This is a genomic window from Azospirillum sp. NS33, from assembly GCF_059703765.1.
Map to the genome: position 1 here is coordinate 97,733 of NZ_BAAKJB010000015.1, position 12,356 is coordinate 110,088.

Annotated in this window: 11 protein-coding genes; 8 read left to right on the forward strand and 3 right to left on the reverse strand. The window is 67.3% G+C overall.

Going from position 1 to position 12,356, the window contains the following annotated elements:
- The first annotated feature begins 61 nt into the window (after positions 1-61).
- Complete coding sequence (locus tag AC6H2I_RS14885) at positions 62-1,261, forward strand: tetratricopeptide repeat protein (RefSeq protein WP_497501442.1); 1,200 nt, start codon at positions 62-64, stop codon at positions 1,259-1,261.
- Between the two features lie 17 nt (positions 1,262-1,278).
- Here the strand turns inward: AC6H2I_RS14885 and AC6H2I_RS14890 are convergent, their stop codons facing one another.
- Positions 1,279-2,181: an FkbM family methyltransferase gene (locus AC6H2I_RS14890; RefSeq protein WP_497501443.1), complete on the reverse strand. Its 903-nt coding sequence runs from the start codon at positions 2,179-2,181 to the stop codon at positions 1,279-1,281.
- A 362-nt stretch (positions 2,182-2,543) separates the two neighbouring features.
- On the opposite strand from AC6H2I_RS14890, the gene AC6H2I_RS14895 reads away from it, so the two are divergent.
- Entirely contained in the window at positions 2,544-3,722 is a 1,179-nt protein-coding gene (locus tag AC6H2I_RS14895; RefSeq protein WP_497501444.1) for a hypothetical protein, read from the forward strand.
- A gap of 47 nt (positions 3,723-3,769) precedes the next feature.
- On the opposite strand, the gene AC6H2I_RS14900 is transcribed toward AC6H2I_RS14895, so the two are convergent.
- Complete coding sequence (locus AC6H2I_RS14900; protein WP_497501445.1) at positions 3,770-4,594, reverse strand: hypothetical protein; 825 nt, start codon at positions 4,592-4,594, stop codon at positions 3,770-3,772.
- A 37-nt stretch (positions 4,595-4,631) separates the two neighbouring features.
- On the opposite strand from AC6H2I_RS14900, the gene AC6H2I_RS14905 reads away from it, so the two are divergent.
- Positions 4,632-4,832 (forward strand): hypothetical protein, encoded by a 201-nt coding sequence (locus AC6H2I_RS14905; protein WP_497501446.1) that lies wholly within the window; start codon positions 4,632-4,634, stop codon positions 4,830-4,832.
- Between the two features lie 8 nt (positions 4,833-4,840).
- Here the strand turns inward: AC6H2I_RS14905 and AC6H2I_RS14910 are convergent, their stop codons facing one another.
- Positions 4,841-7,264: a glycosyltransferase family protein gene (locus tag AC6H2I_RS14910; RefSeq protein ID WP_497501447.1), complete on the reverse strand. Its 2,424-nt coding sequence runs from the start codon at positions 7,262-7,264 to the stop codon at positions 4,841-4,843.
- A gap of 77 nt (positions 7,265-7,341) precedes the next feature.
- Between AC6H2I_RS14910 and AC6H2I_RS14915 the strand changes: the two genes are divergently transcribed.
- The 5 genes from AC6H2I_RS14915 (at position 7,342) to AC6H2I_RS14935 (ending at position 12,314) form a co-directional block, all read left to right on the forward strand.
- Positions 7,342-8,538: a glycosyltransferase family protein gene (locus tag AC6H2I_RS14915; RefSeq protein ID WP_497501448.1), complete on the forward strand. Its 1,197-nt coding sequence runs from the start codon at positions 7,342-7,344 to the stop codon at positions 8,536-8,538.
- 24 nt (positions 8,539-8,562) lie between these two features.
- On the forward strand, positions 8,563-8,931 hold the full coding sequence (locus AC6H2I_RS14920; protein ID WP_497501449.1) for a hypothetical protein: 369 nt from the start codon (positions 8,563-8,565) through the stop codon (positions 8,929-8,931).
- Between the two features lie 127 nt (positions 8,932-9,058).
- The gene (locus AC6H2I_RS14925; RefSeq protein ID WP_497501450.1) at positions 9,059-10,114 is read left to right on the forward strand and encodes an NAD-dependent epimerase/dehydratase family protein; all 1,056 of its coding nucleotides are present in this window, start codon (positions 9,059-9,061) and stop codon (positions 10,112-10,114) included.
- Between the two features lie 36 nt (positions 10,115-10,150).
- Positions 10,151-11,227: an NAD-dependent epimerase/dehydratase family protein gene (locus AC6H2I_RS14930; RefSeq protein ID WP_497501451.1), complete on the forward strand. Its 1,077-nt coding sequence runs from the start codon at positions 10,151-10,153 to the stop codon at positions 11,225-11,227.
- Positions 11,228-11,249: 22 nt separating this feature from the next.
- Positions 11,250-12,314, forward strand: a complete 1,065-nt coding sequence (locus AC6H2I_RS14935) for a radical SAM/SPASM domain-containing protein (RefSeq protein WP_497501452.1) — start codon at positions 11,250-11,252, stop codon at positions 12,312-12,314.
- The last annotated feature ends 42 nt before the right edge of the window (positions 12,315-12,356 follow it).

The following is a 12,356-nucleotide window of genomic DNA, read 5'->3' on the forward strand; positions in this document are numbered from 1 at the left end:
TTTCCTGAAGCGTCTGGCGTACCCGGTGCTGTATGCGCGTCGAAGATGCAAGGGAAGTGGTATGGTCGAGATCGACTTCGAGGCGTGGCGCCAGCGCATACGAAATGGGAATTTCGGCAACTACCACCTCAAGATGGGAATGGCCATCGAAAGGGAGGGCAATCTGGAGGTTGCCCTCGCTTCCTACAAGCGGGCGATTTCCTTCCTGCCTGACGATCCACTCAGCCATTTCCAGGCGGTAAACCTTCTCCAGCGTCTCGGTCGTGCAGCGGAGGCTGATTCACTCGACCACTCGATCCGCCAAGCCCGGCCAGACTATGTGGAGGAAAGCCAAATTCACATGGCGGCGGATCTTGCTGACGCGGGCCAGTTCGACGAGGCGGTGAAGGCTCTCGAAGCCGCTGGAACGCCGGGCCGTAGCCAACGTCTTGCGACCGCCCTCGCCGACGTTCACGTCCTGCGGGGGCGAGCCCTTCTGGCCTCGGCCACGGATGACGCACTCTCCTGGTTTGACCAGGCGCTGATCTGCGCCCCCGAGCACCCCGAGGCCAACTATTGGAAGGGCAAGTGGTACATGGAACGCCTCGAGGTGGAGCCCGCCGAGGGACACCTCCGAATTGCCGTGGCTGGTTTGCCGGAGCACTGCTGGGCCCATTGCCTGCTCGGGTTTCTTCTGTTGCTCACGGATCGCTTTGATGAGGCGCAGGCCGTCATCCGGCGCGGCGCGCCGCATGCAAGCGACGCCGAGCGGACCTGGGTCATCGCCCACATCGGCGTGGCGGCCTTCTTCCAAGGCGATGCCGCGGGCATGGTGGCCGGGCAGCAGCGTGTGGCGGCGCTCGCTCCCACGGACATGAGCCTGTCCCACTATCTGGGCCTCTTCCTGCAGGCGCAAGGACGTTGGGCTGATGCAGAACGGCACTATCGCCGAATGCTTGCGATGACACCCGGGAATTGGATCGCGTCCGCTCTGCTCGGTATGGTGCTCGCCCGTCGCGCCCCCGATTCCGGGTTGGCGCTGATGCGCGACGCAGCGGAGAAGGAGGGGTTCTGGCCGGTGCCGCGCATGGCGCTTGCGCTGACTCTCGATGGCATGGGAGACCGGACGGCGGCGGTCGGGCATCTACGCGAGGCGATGAACCGTCAGCCGCTGCTCACCCGCTTCTTTGCCCGCCTCATGCCGAACGAAGTGGATCGCCTTGCGTCCATGACCCACGACCTGGATCGCGATGCGGGCGACCGGCCCGGCGTGACGGGATAGGTCGGGCAATGCCCGACCTATCTACGCTCGAAGATCATCGTCTGGACCTTCAGGTCGGTGGCGTTGCTGTTGTTCTGGGCCGACACACGGCGGAAGCCGTGCTGCGCCAGCAGGTCGGGAACCATCATGTCGTCCGCCGACTCGGTGTTCAGCTCAATGGTGACGCTGCGCAACGTGCCGGATCGGATCGTCCGCTCCGCCCCGCGCATGATCATGGGCTCGATCCCGTCCACGTCGACCTTCAGACAGGTTGGCGGGGGAAGCCGATGCGTCTCGACCAGCTCGTCGATCGAGCACGAGAAGACGCCTTGGTCGAAACCGCTGTCGGGATCGAGCGGATTTGCCTGGTTAATGCTGTCCGGCAGCCGTTCGGGTTCGCCGGCCAGTCCAGGATGGAACAGGTTGTAGGCCCCGCCCTTGGTCACGTAGCGCACGCGCAGGCGTCCGAGTTCCGACCGGTCGCTCAAGGCGATGCAGAAGGGGGTGCAGCGGTCGCCGATCCGGTTGAGGGCGATGTTCTCGATCAGCAGGGCGAAATTCTGCGACTCGGGCTCGAACGCGAAGGTGCGGCATCCGCGAAAGCGTGCGGCATAGAGCGCATAGAGGCCAACGTTGGCCCCGACGTCCCAGTAGACGTCGTCCGGCCCCATGCGGTCGAGCCACGCCACGGTTGCCGGTTCCTCGGTGAAAAAAGTTCGGGCACGCCAGAGGAGCCGGCCATGGCCGGTGCGGCAGACTAGGGGACCGTGCGGGGTGTCGATCGTCGCCGTGGGCTCGACGGCCTGGACGATCTCCGTGGCGAATTCCGACGAGGAATTCAGCCGCAGCGCCGACACGATGCCGCGGGCCAGCCGTCGCATCCAGAATTGCTTGTGCGACCGTGCGGCGTCGGTGCCGCGCGCCCGCTGATCGACTGTCATGAACTGATTGTCCAACGTTCACCTGCAATGGATTAGGTTGTCAAGAAATGCCTGATCGGCCGCCGCTTCCAAGTTAGCGGGAAAGTGTCAAGGCTTCGTAAACTGCCGAATTCAATTCAATTCTGCTTCGGTGGCGGGATGACCCAGGGCCAATCGACTGTCGCAGCGGGCCCTGGTCATTTCGCTGAGCAAGTCTCCGAGCCTGCATTCCTACGGCGCCGGGGCTCCGATTAACACTCGTTTAACGGGGCGCGCCTATGGTTGACCGCCGTTCGCCCGCGCGGCGGGCGGCGGTTCGTGTTGCCTTGGTGTGAGTCCAGGCCTGCCGCGTACCGGTCGGCCGATGCTGAAGGGGAGCATTCATGTCTGGTCGGGAAACCGCGGCTTCGCCGCTTCCGTTGGGGTTCCTGTCCGTCGCGGACTACGACGCCGCCGAGGCCGAGGCCGCGTGCGATCTCCCCAACCGCATTATCGAGGAGGGACAGCCGTTCCTGTTCAACCGGCTGGGCTACCCGACGCGGGTGGGCCATGACCGGGCGGTCTGGCGCTTCGCCGACACGATGCACGAAACCCGCTTCATGGCGGACGCCGCCAACCGGCTGGGCGGGTTCAGCGACGAGGAACTGGAGCTGTGCTGCGCCATCAACCGCAGCGTCCGCGCGCTGTCGTCCCGGCTGTACGGCCGGGCGGTGTTTGCCACTGGAAGCCTCGTCCGGGCCGTCAACGTGTTCCGCCACATCCGCTCCCTGTACCCGGAAAAGGGGACGGTAGTGATGGAGATCGGGCCGGGCAGCGGCTATCTCGGCGCCCTGCTGATGCTATCTGGCTATCGGTACGTGGCGACCGACGTAACCCAGGGCTTCTATCTCTTCCAGAACCACCTGTGGCGCGAGCTGGTGGGGGACGGGCTGTGGGAGCTGGCGACCGACCGGCGGCCGGTGGCCGAGCTGCTCGACGACGAACGGGTGACGGGGATTCACGTTCCGTGGTGGGAGTACCTGACGCTGTTCCGCACCCCCCGCGCCTTTGCGGTCGACGTGGTGACCGCAAACCACATGTTGTGCGAGATGAGCAATCTCAGCCGCCGCTACACGCTGAAGCTCACTCGCGGGCTGCTCGACGGCAGCGCCCGCCGGCCGGCGTTCCTGTTCGAGGGCTGGGGCTACGACCTGGTGACGCCGGAGTACGAAGCCTACCGCGGCTTCCGCTGGAACGGATTCGCCCTGCGCTTCAACGATCCCAACATCACCCTGTTCGAACCGGTCGAGACTCCCTTCGCCGACGACCCGGCTCTGCGCGACATGGTGTGGGCCTATGTCCGGACGCGACGACCCGGGGAGCCGCCCAAGCCGCTCCCCACGGTCCTGGTCGAGGACGACGGGTCCTGGGCCGCGCGTATCGCGGACGGCCGCGCCGTGCAGGCGGGCCGCCACGTCCACGGCGTGGACGCATTGGTGGGAGCGCTGAAAGCCACGCTCGGCGTGGACGATCTCCGCACCCCGGACGAGGAATTCTACGCGTTCCTCGGGCACGCGGTGTAGGGGCTCGCAGTGCGGGGCGCACAGCCGGTGCCCCCCGTTCCCCGCCGCTACGACGACGCGTAGTGACCCTGAATGGGGGCCTGGAACGGCGTCGCGTGGTCCCGGTTTCGCCGCAGAGCGGCGAATACGTAGTCGAAGCACAGCATCGCGAACTCGTCGCCGTACTGCCGGGTCTCGGGCAGGGCGACGTTGCGGACGAACAGCTCGGTGATCTCGCGTTCGAACGCGGCGGCCGGGCGCTTCGGGTCGAGCCGAACCGGCAGCCCGTCAAAGTCGTACGTTGGGGGCAGAGCCTTTTCCGCCAGCCGGCAACGGACGCCGAAATTATCGATGTACAGGATGTCCTCGACGCTGTAGCCGTTAGCCCGCGCAAAGTCGAAATACAGAGTTGGGTGGATGTTGTAGAAGCCGTGATTGATGTGCCCAAAGGCCGGAAGGACGAAGAGCAGGAGCCCTCCCTGCGACACTAGGTGATCGGCGTTACGAAAAGAGGTTCCGATGTTGAAAACGTGCTCTGAGGTGCCGAAGTTGGTAACGATGTCGAACTTTTCGTCCAGATCTACCGGCTGGCTGAGGTCGTAGCGGTAGCGGCTGCGTCCGTCCAACAGGTCGAGGCTGGCATAAGTGGAAACGCCGAACGCCTCATACAGCCGGATCTGTGCGTTGTGAGCCCAGGCGCCCTCGACCGACACGCGCCGCATCGTCTCGTCCACCTCCGCGGGGCCAAGGATGCTGTTCAGGACCGTGCGGACCACGGGTTTGGTGGTCAGCATGTCCTGGGGCCCGAGTTCCAGCATGGCGCCCCCGGACGGCCAGATCCCCTTGTGCTTGAGACGGGCGAACCAATAGAGCATGAGTGCGCTGAGAGCCATCGGGGGTCTCCGTCGGGACAAGGGGCGTTATCTCTTCATGCCCGACGGGACCGGGATCGGCAAGGCCCTTCCGGACGGTCCGACTCCGCTGCTCAGTGCGCACACATTTGGCGATGAACAGGATGCCGCCGCCAACAAAGCTGCCGGTGGAACCTTTGGTCTGCGCACTGTAGATCTCGATGGCACGGGCCGCAAATCCACCGGTATGCGCCGCGTTCGACCCGACACGTCCGGATGAGGGATGCGCTACCGCGGCGTTCCACCGAGGACCAGTGGAATCGCCGATGCAAGGCCTTGCCACCCCCGCGCCGGCGTCTCCGCCGCCTTGCGGCAGACCCAGACGCCGGTGACGTGCAGAATGCCGGCGGTGTCACGGACGAAGTGCGGGTGTTCGGCGCCGGGCGTGCCGGTGACGGCGATTCGGTCCAGGGTCGTGTCGGAGAGGGCGGCGTCGAAGGCGCCCTGGGGCCGGAGGCCGGTGTGGCGCGCCAGCAGGTCACAGAGGCCTTCGGGTCCGGTCGCCGCCAGAATCGGCCACGGCACCGGGGCCGGCGGGTTCAGGACAACCTCCGCCGAGAACGCCAGGACGCCGCCGTCCGCCAACTGGCCGTCGGCCCAGGCCATCAACGCCGCGAACCGCGCCGGCCCGCCAGCAAAGGCGGTGTTCTGGGGCAGCAGCAGCACGTCCGCTGGCTTGTCAAGCGGCCGGAGCGGCTCGCCCCAATGATAAATGCGCAGCCGCCCTGGATCAAACAGCCGGGGAAGGCTCATCCAGGGGTCGAGCGCTCCGGCGGCGGTGAGGCACGCCACTTCTTCATGGCCGGGGCCGACGTCGACCACCTCGACGCAGGCCACTTCCCGGCTGAGGAACATGTAGAGTCCGTCCGGATCGGTGCTGGCCACCACCACCCGCGCAGCATGGGACAGTGCGCCCAGGCGATGGAGCGCGTAGAGGAACTGGGTGCGTTCCCATACGCCGCGGCTGCGCTTGAACCAATTGTAGGCGGTGTCGTAGGCGTCGGAACGGGGATCGGCGGCGTCCCCCTTGCGCACCGTCGTCGCCCAGCCGATCTTGTAGCGCTGTGCCAGGGCGAACCAGTCCGGGTCCTCCCAGTCCTCGGCGGACACCAGCTTGCACAGCGCCGGCGGGTCTCCGGAAGGCCGCGCCTCCTCCTCCGCCAAGCCGGCGCGGCGGCGCAGGGAGGCCGACGGGCGCAGGGGCCGCACGGTGGCTGCCAGCGCTTGTCGGCGCTCCTCGGTAAGGTCGAGATGGGCGGCAAGGCCCGGCCACTCCAGCAGGGCCAGCACCGGTGCGGCGATGCTGCGCGGCGGCACCGCCCCAGGGTCGCCGGCGCCGGCCAGCGCGGCGGCCTCGCGCAGGGCCAATGCGGCCTCGCGGGGCGGCACCGGCCGCCGCCGGTCCATGGCCGCGGCGATGGCCGCCGCCGGATCGGGAAGAGCAGGACCGGTGCCCGGCTCCAGACGCGTCTCGGCCCGGATCGCTCGCAGGATGTCCACCAGCCGCGTCCCTGCGCTTTGCAGGCTGTAGCGGGCGAGGCCGAGCGCGGCCCCCGCCTCGCCCAGCGCCGTGCGCAGGGCGTCGTCGGCGATCAGCCGGCCGAGCGCGGCGGAAAAGCCCTGGCGGCCGGTGCCGAACAGCACCGTCCGACCGTCCTCCAGGCAGTGCGTCACCTCGCCGACCGGGGTGGCGCAGATCGCCAGTCCGGACAGCATGTACTCGAACATCTTCGTCGGGCTCTTGGCCGCGTTGAAGGGGTTGTCGTGGTAGGGCAACAGACCGATGTCCATCTCCGCCAGCACCTCGCCGAACGCGTCGGGGGGTATGTGCTCGTGCAGGACGATGGCCGACTGCAGGGCCGGATGGCGGGTGCGGATGCGGGTCTTCAGCTCCCCCCACGCGGCGCCGAACCCGATGACGTGCAGGCGCGCCCGCCGCCGAATCACCTCTGGCAGCATGGCGAAGCAATCCGCGGCAAGCAGCACGTCGCGCATCACCAGGTCGCCCCAGACGTCGCCGCACCACAGGACGTTGACCGCGTCGCCGAACCGGTGGCGCGGCCGGCCACGCCGGCCGGTGTGGAACGCCTCCTGGTCCGCCACCGTGTGGATCAGGTGAGTGGCCGGGTTGCGCGGGCGCAGCAGGTCGTAAAGGGCGTGGCTCGACGCCACGCAGGCGGCGCTGTGACGGGCCAGCGTGTCCAGCATGTCGGCCGTGCGCAGCGACGGCAGGAACCGGTCCAGCCCGGCGAACGACGGCAGGTCCACCTCGTAGTCGTCGTAGTCCAGCACCAGCCGGTTGCCGTTCTCCGCCGCCGCCATGAGCGGAGCCAGCGCGTGGTAGCCGACCTTCTGGACGTAAAAGATGGCCGCCGGGTTGCGGCGCAGGATGCCGTAGGCCCGTTGGACCACCGCCATCTTCTCGCCCGCATCCATCCCGGCGGCGGCGCTGCCCTGGAGCGGAGCGCCCAGATGGTCGAACGCGGACAACACTTCGGCGCGCAGCCCGTGCCGGTTCAGCAGCCGGGCGAAGGAATAGCAGCGCACCCGTGCCGGCGCCAGCCGGTAGCCGTCCTGGGCGACGAAGACGACATCGGCGTGCTCGTAACGGGCAATGGCATCGGGATCGTCGGTCACCGGGACAGGCGGCATGGCAGGTCGGGGCCGGACGGGCTGGAAGCCTCTGGGGCAGGGCGTGCAGCTTGCTATACCCGGCGGGGCCGGTCAAGATGACGGCCCACGCGACGGGCGAACCACTGGATGTGTGCATGGCAAGACTGCGGCGGATCGCTCTGTTCGCCGAACGGACGCCTCTGTTCATCAACGCGCTCATGGGGCTGAAGGAGGGGTTCGAGCGGATCGGCGTGGAGGCCTTTGCCGGCTGGCCGCCCCTGCCCGGGAACGTCCTGCCTGCCTTCCTCGCCAATTTCCGGCCCGACGCCGTGTTGGAGATCAACCGCAGCCGCGATCAGATCCCCGATTTCGACGGGGAGTTCCTGCACGTATGCTGGCTGCAGGACTACCAGTTCGCCGGCCGTCCGCTGCTCGGCACCATCGGCGGCAGCCGGCTGACCTATTTCATGAATCCGCCCGACATGTTCGGCGTCACGCCGGACGCTTTCGGGCCGTCGCGCCTCCTCTGGCCGGGGGTGAACGACCGGATGTGCCGCGAGGCTAGCCACCCGGCACCGCACTACGACATGACCCTGGCGGGCCACCTCTACCCGCCCCTGCCGGATGCGGCACTGGACGCGGTCCTGACGCTGCGTGGCACCGACTGCGGCCGGCTGCGCGACTACGTGGCCCACTTCGAGCGGTCGGACTACAGCGAGGCCGACTTCAGCCTGCCGGCGCTGCACGCCATCATCGAGGGCTGGTTCCGGCGCTTCGTTCCGGACATGACCATCGCGGACATCGAGCCGGCACGGCGGCTCCTGTTCCACGAGGTCCTTCCCCGGCTCAAGGCGCGCGGTCGCATCGCCCGTGCCATGATGGAGGTGTCACGCAACATCCGCTTCTTCGGATCCGCGGGGTGGGGGCAGTGGCCCGCCTTCGCCCCCCATTATGGTGGCGAGTTGGTGGATCCATTGTCGATGGCGGCCGCCTACCGCGCGACGCGGCTCAACATTCACTCCAGCATTTGGCCGCTGCATTATCGGCCGCTCGACTGCATGGGCTGCGGCGCGGCGGTGATGGTCAATGCGGTTCGTCATCCCGACGCCGGACGGCTGTTCCACAGCCAGTTCACCCCGAACGAGGACTTCGTGGAGTATGAGATCGAAGGCTTTGCGGACACTGCCGCCCGCGCTCTCCGCGACGCCGCCTGGCTCGACAGAGTGCGCTGCAACGGCGCCCGTGCGGTGATGGCGGGCCATACCTGGCGGCACCGGGCGGAGCAGATCGTCCGCGACCTGGCCGAGCTGTAGCCGCGGGAGGCGCTCTTGTATCCGATGCTGGACTCCGTCGACGTGCTGGACCGCGGCGAGCGCGTGTTCGTCTACGGCAGTGGTGCCGCCGGGCGTGCCCTGCGGAACTTCCTGGATCATGGCGGCATCCCGGTGGCCGCCTTTCTCGATACCCGGACGGCGGGATCGGCCGACGGCATCGCGATCGTGCCCCTCGACGCCTATCTGGAGCGCGTCCGCCGGCCGGGTGACCAGATCCTGATCGCCTCGTCCCACTTCCGGGACATCGCGGCCGAACTTGCCCACCGCGGCGTGGATCGCGTGTGGAACGCCGCCCGCTTTTCGATCAGCATCGGCGACCATCCCGGCCAGTTCCTGCGACTGGTCGAGGGCGGACGGATCGTCCTGGGGTGAGCCGTGCCGCACCGATTCAATTCAAGGTTCGTTAATGATCTGGCGCGAAGGTACGGTGCGGTTCGGGCGCGTGCCAACCGCGCGCAAATCGAGCCGGTGATCACCGATGGGTAGACGGACAGTACTGGTGACGGGCGGCGCGGGGTTCGTCGGCTCCACGCTGGCGCTGGCGTTCAAGCGCAACCACGTCGACCTCGACGTCGTAGCCCTCGACAACCTGCGCCGGCGCGGCTCGGAACTGGCCCTGGAGCGGCTGCGCGCGGGCGGCGTCGCCTTCCGCCACGGCGACGTACGCAACCCGGAGGACTTGGCGGAAGCCGGGCCCTTCGACCTGCTCGTGGAATGCTCGGCGGAGCCATCCGTCCATGCCGGCTACGGCGGCAGTCCGGCCTACGTGATCAACACCAACCTGCTGGGAACCGTGAACTGTTTGGAGGCGGCGCGCCGCCACGGCGCCGACCTGATGTTCCTGTCGACCAGCCGCGTGTATCCCATTCATGCGCTGCGGGCCCTGCCGCTGGAACGCCACGACCGCCGCCTCGCACTGCCCACCGGTGCCGGCGGGCCGGGCTGGTCCGAGGCAGGCATCGCCACCGACTTCCCCCTGGCCGGCAGCCGGTCGGTCTACGGAGCCACCAAGTTGGCCTCCGAACTCCTCGTCGAGGAGTATGCGGCGATGTACGGCCTGCGCGTCGTCGTAAACCGCTGCGGCGTGCTGGCCGGTCCCTGGCAGATGGGCAAGGTCGACCAGGGCTTCGTCGTGCTCTGGGCGGCACGGCACGTGTACGGCGGCGGCCTGACCTATAAGGGGTTCGGCGGCGAGGGAGTGCAGGTGCGCGATGTGCTGCACGTTGACGACCTCTGCGACCTTGTCCTGTTGCAAACCGCGACGCTTGACCGGCTGCGGTCACGGGTGTTCAACGTGGGTGGCGGACCGGCCGGCAGCGTCTCCCTGGCGGAACTGACGGCGTTGTGTTCTGATCGCGGAGCATGCCGGCCAAGCATCGCGATGCGACCGGACACCGATCCCGCTGACATCCCGTGGTACGTCAGCGACAATGCGGAGGTGGCGCAGGCGACCGGATGGAGTCCGGCACGACCGGTGGAGCGCCTTCTCGACGACGTCTTCGCTTGGCTGCACACCCACCGCAACGCCCTTGAGCCGATTCTCGGCGGTGGCTGAGCCCGAGGACAACAAGAAAAGAGGATTCGCCGCAGCATGTCCGTGGTCATCATCACCGGGGCGGCCGGACTGATCGGGGCGGAAGCCGTCAGCTTCTTCGCCGACAAGGGATTCGACGTCGTCGGCATCGACAACGACATGCGCGGCTACTTCTTCGGACCGGACGCCAGCACGGCACGAAGCCGGCAACGGCTGGAGAGGCTGCACCGTGCCTACGCCCACGTCGACGCCGACATCCGCGACCGGGACGCCATGGAGCGGCTGTTCGCGGCCCATGGCCGGTCCATCGCCCTGGTCATCCACACCGCAGCACAGCCTTCCCACGACTGGGCCGCGCGCGAGCCCTTCACCGACTTCTCGGTCAACGCCACGGGAACGCTGAACCTGTTGGAGGCGGCGCGGCAGCACTGCCCGGATGCTCCGTTCATCTTCACCTCGACCAACAAGGTGTACGGCGATGCTCCGAACCGGTTGCCATTGGTCGAAGGGGACACGCGCTGGGAACCCGACGCGGAGCACCCCTACGCCGCGCACGGCGTCGACGAGTCGATGAGCATCGACCAGACGCTGCACAGCCTGTTCGGCGCCTCAAAAGTGGCGGCCGACGTCATGGTGCAGGAATACGGCCGCTACTTCGGCATGCGCACCGCTTGCTTTCGCGGCGGTTGCCTGACCGGGCCGGGACATGCCGGCGCCCAGCTCCACGGCTTCCTTGCCTACCTCGTGAAGTGCGCGGTTGCCGGAACGCCCTACACGGTGCTGGGCTACAAGGGAAAGCAGGTCCGCGACAACATCCATGCCTTCGATCTGGTCAACGCGTTCTGGCACTTCTTCCGGGCCCCGCGAACCGGAGAGGTCTACAACATCGGCGGCGGGCGTTATTCCAACTGCTCGATGATCGAGGCAATCGCCCGGGCCGAATCGCTGACCGGACGGCCGATGCGGTGGACCTACAGCGAGACCAACCGGACCGGCGACCATGTCTGGTGGATCAGCGATGTCCGCAAATTCCGCAGCCACTATCCCGACTGGTCACACACCTACGACATCGACCGTATCATTGCCGAAATCCACGACGAGCTGACCAGCCGGCTTGCCGTTGCACCGGCATAGGCACGGACGGAGGAGATCCGGCATGGCGCGCGTCTACAGCAACCTGAAATTCATGCGGTTCACCGACCGGCTCGAGGCGTTGGCCACCGGGCGCACGGCCGCCCCGGTGCATGTCCGGATCAAGCCGATCAACCGCTGCAATCACAATTGCTGGTATTGCGCTTACCGGTCGAACGCGCTGGCGCTCGGCGAAGACATGGATCTGGGCGACCGCATCCCGACTGCGAAGATGTTCGAGATCGTCGACGACCTGGTCGCCATGGGCGTGCAGGCCGTCACCTTTTCCGGCGGCGGCGAGCCCCTGCTCTACAAGGCATTGCCCGAGGTGATCCGCCGCCTTGCCGCCGGCGGCATCCGCGTGGCGACGCTGACCAACGGCGCCAACCTCCGCGGCGCCATGGCGGACGCCTTCGCCGAGCACGGCACCTGGGTGCGCGTCTCGCTCGACGGCTGGGACGACGACAGCTACGCCCGGGCGCGCGGCATCCGCGCCGGCACCTTCACCACGCTGCTGGACAACATGCGTTCGTTCGCAACGCGCCGGTCACGATGCGTGCTCGGGGTCAGCTTCATCGTCGGGGCCGAGAACCACACCCACATCGCGGAGGCCTGCGCCATTCTCAAGGACGCCGGTGTGCATCACGTGAAAATCTCCGGCGCCGTCATCTCCAACGACGCCGGCGAGAACAACCGCTATCATCGCCGCCTCGCCGAAGCGGTCGCCGGGCAGATCGCCGAGGCGCGGGCGCTTGAGGACGACCGCTTCTCCGTCGTTGATCATTATCATGAGCTGAGTGAGCGGTTCGACAAGGCTTACACACAGTGCCATTTCATGCAGTTCCTGACGGTGATCGGGGCCGATTGCCAAGTGTATGCCTGCCAGGATAAAGCTTACACTCGCAGTGGTCTGCTCGGCTCCATCGCCGAACGGACGTTTCGCGACTTCTGGTTCTCCAACGAGATTCACAAACGACGCCGCGGTCTGGACCCTTCAGTGATCTGCCGCCATCATTGCGTGGCGCACCAAAAAAACGTGGTGCTCGATGAACTGCTGGGCACCGACGCCGAACACACGTGCTTCGTCTGATCGGAGCGCCGCCAACGGGCGGCATCGCGGCCCGTCGCGGTG

Excerpts from the sequence above, each read along its gene's own strand:
- AC6H2I_RS14885 (WP_497501442.1), top strand. The coding sequence starts at position 62 with ATGGTCGAGATCGACTTCGAGGCGTGGCGCCAGCGCATACGAAATGGG.
- AC6H2I_RS14890 (WP_497501443.1), bottom strand. The coding sequence starts at position 2,181 with ATGACAGTCGATCAGCGGGCGCGCGGCACCGACGCCGCACGGTCGCAC.
- AC6H2I_RS14895 (WP_497501444.1), top strand. The coding sequence starts at position 2,544 with ATGTCTGGTCGGGAAACCGCGGCTTCGCCGCTTCCGTTGGGGTTCCTG.
- AC6H2I_RS14900 (WP_497501445.1), bottom strand. The coding sequence starts at position 4,594 with ATGGCTCTCAGCGCACTCATGCTCTATTGGTTCGCCCGTCTCAAGCAC.
- AC6H2I_RS14905 (WP_497501446.1), top strand. The coding sequence starts at position 4,632 with ATGCCCGACGGGACCGGGATCGGCAAGGCCCTTCCGGACGGTCCGACT.
- AC6H2I_RS14910 (WP_497501447.1), bottom strand. The coding sequence starts at position 7,264 with ATGCCGCCTGTCCCGGTGACCGACGATCCCGATGCCATTGCCCGTTAC.
- AC6H2I_RS14915 (WP_497501448.1), top strand. The coding sequence starts at position 7,342 with ATGACGGCCCACGCGACGGGCGAACCACTGGATGTGTGCATGGCAAGA.
- AC6H2I_RS14920 (WP_497501449.1), top strand. The coding sequence starts at position 8,563 with ATGCTGGACTCCGTCGACGTGCTGGACCGCGGCGAGCGCGTGTTCGTC.
- AC6H2I_RS14930 (WP_497501451.1), top strand. The coding sequence starts at position 10,151 with ATGTCCGTGGTCATCATCACCGGGGCGGCCGGACTGATCGGGGCGGAA.
- AC6H2I_RS14935 (WP_497501452.1), top strand. The coding sequence starts at position 11,250 with ATGGCGCGCGTCTACAGCAACCTGAAATTCATGCGGTTCACCGACCGG.